At 29.4% G+C, this 2039-nt stretch carries 2 protein-coding genes; both read left to right on the plus strand.

Annotated features, from left to right (window positions below; genetic code table 11):
• The first annotated feature begins 178 nt into the window (after positions 1-178).
• Positions 179-1003 carry a YARHG domain-containing protein gene (locus BM161_RS14135; RefSeq protein WP_074933936.1) on the plus strand — a complete coding sequence of 275 codons (825 nt, stop codon included), beginning with the start codon at positions 179-181 and terminating at the stop codon, positions 1001-1003.
• Between the two features lie 103 nt (positions 1004-1106).
• Positions 1107-1928: an ankyrin repeat domain-containing protein gene (locus BM161_RS14140; RefSeq protein ID WP_074933940.1), complete on the plus strand. Its 822-nt coding sequence runs from the start codon at positions 1107-1109 to the stop codon at positions 1926-1928.
• Positions 1929-2039: the final 111 nt, after the last annotated feature.

The following is a 2039-nucleotide window of genomic DNA, read 5'->3' on the forward strand; positions in this document are numbered from 1 at the left end:
CCCCCTGTCGAATTAATTAGGATATTGTGCCCTGATGGACTTATCTATCTTAGCATGATAAAACTGGGGCCTTAATGATTTTCAAAGGTTCGTAGCCGACAGCGGGTCGAGCCCGCTGCGGTACAACCAGTTGTTAGGCGGACGCCCGCACTGGGGCGCTTTTGGAGAAAGAAAAAAAATGAAAAAAGTAATTTTATCTTTTTTGTTATTGGTAACAATAAACTCAGTATTTTCTCAAAATTTTGAAAAGAATAAATATTCAACAGAAATAAATTGTGAATATCCTTTTACTTATGATGCATTCAATCGAATAGCAGATGCAGAAAAAAATATTGATCTTTTAAGATATAAGACCATCATAAGAAACGGTATTATTGAAGAAATCGAAAAACCTTACCTTAATGATTTACAATTAGGCGCTTTAACAAAAACTGAGTTAAAGCTTTTCAGAAATCTATTTTATGCCAAAAAAGGTTATATTTTTAATGATGAAGAATTAACAAAATATTTCAAGCAATTTCCCTGGTATAAACCTCAAAGTAAAAATATTTCCTTCACAGACTTAGAAAACACAGCTATTAATCGAATAAGAATATTCGAAGCTGACTCTACAAGTAAATATGAATTTGGAAATGAAAATATTATATGGGAAGTATGGAACGGTGGGGCAAATGAACGAGGTCCTCTCTTAAAATTAAACAGAGATTCTTCATTTGAATACACAACAGGACAAACCATCAACAGATTAAAAAAAGTAAAAGGTAACTGGTCTATATCAAATAATAAAATTATTCTGATTGTAGAATCTGAAGAAGCAATATTTGGCGGCTATGATAATTACGATACATTTCAAAATGGAACTTCTGTAAAAATTCAATATATAGAACCTGTAAAAATCACTCTTCCAATAAATGAAAGTGAATCTTATAAAAAATATAATTTGAATTGGACTGATAAATGGTTAATGATCGGATCTTCTGATTATTATATTTCAAAAGAATAAATCGCCTAACAAAAGTTTGTAGCCGACAGGCAGTCAAGCTGCCTGCGGTACAACCAGTTGTTATACGCACAGCTCACTGAGCTGGTAATTTAGAGGAAGAAAAATGTTTATAAAATACAAAAAAACTTCACTCAAATATAACTTAATAATTATTTTATTCCTTCTTAGTAATACATTTGCTTTTTCTTACAGTTTCGAAGACAATTATAATTGTTCTACACTTTACAGAGCCATTGATAATAATATTAATATTCGAACAGAACCTAATTTAACCTGCAAGACTCTTGGTCAATTATTCTTCAATGATAGAATTTATGTAGATAAAGAAAGAAGCACCTCTGAATGGTTTTACTGTTATATTCCAAAAATTGATAATATAGCATATTGTTCAACAAAATATTTCGTTATAGTGCCAGACTTTACAGAAGATTTAAGAAAAAAGTATTATAACGGCGATGAGACAGTAATATCAGATTTTAAGAACAAATATATAAAACCAGTCGTGTTTGATTACATTATTGAGAATGAATTATCAAAGTTTTCTGAAGAAAAATGTCTAAGTATTGTAAAAAACATATATGAAAGCAAAAATTTTAAGGAAGGAGATTCAACAATCTTAACTTCAGCTACAAGAACAAATTACTATAGCGTTGTACAATATTTAGTATCTAAAGAAGATATTCTTGAAAATATAAATAGGAAAAATAATCAATATGCACCTGCTCTCTTTTGGGCTTTACAAAAAGATAATTTTTTAATTGCAGAATTATTATTGCAAAGTGGAGCAGATCCGAATTTCTATACAGTATATAATACCAATGCATTTGAAAGTTTAGATGAATTTGTTGAATATGGATACATGTCTGAAAAAGATTGTGCTGATTTCAAACAATTATTATTAAAATATGGTTATTCAAATAAATAAAATTTGAATAAAAATAAGAAATCGTATAACACATATAAGGCCCCAGCTTGTCAATAAGAATCCTCAAAAAATAATCACTTAAGGCTGTCTTTTTCAGGCAGTCTTCTTTTT

It is taken from the genome of Treponema bryantii, assembly GCF_900113965.1.
GTDB classification, from domain to species: domain Bacteria; phylum Spirochaetota; class Spirochaetia; order Treponematales; family Treponemataceae; genus Treponema_D; species Treponema_D bryantii_A.

What these genes read in the sequence shown, in the direction of transcription:
- BM161_RS14135 (WP_074933936.1), top strand. Translation starts at nt 179, where the DNA reads ATGAAAAAAGTAATTTTATCTTTTTTGTTATTGGTAACAATAAACTCA.
- BM161_RS14140 (WP_074933940.1), top strand. Translation starts at nt 1,107, where the DNA reads ATGTTTATAAAATACAAAAAAACTTCACTCAAATATAACTTAATAATT.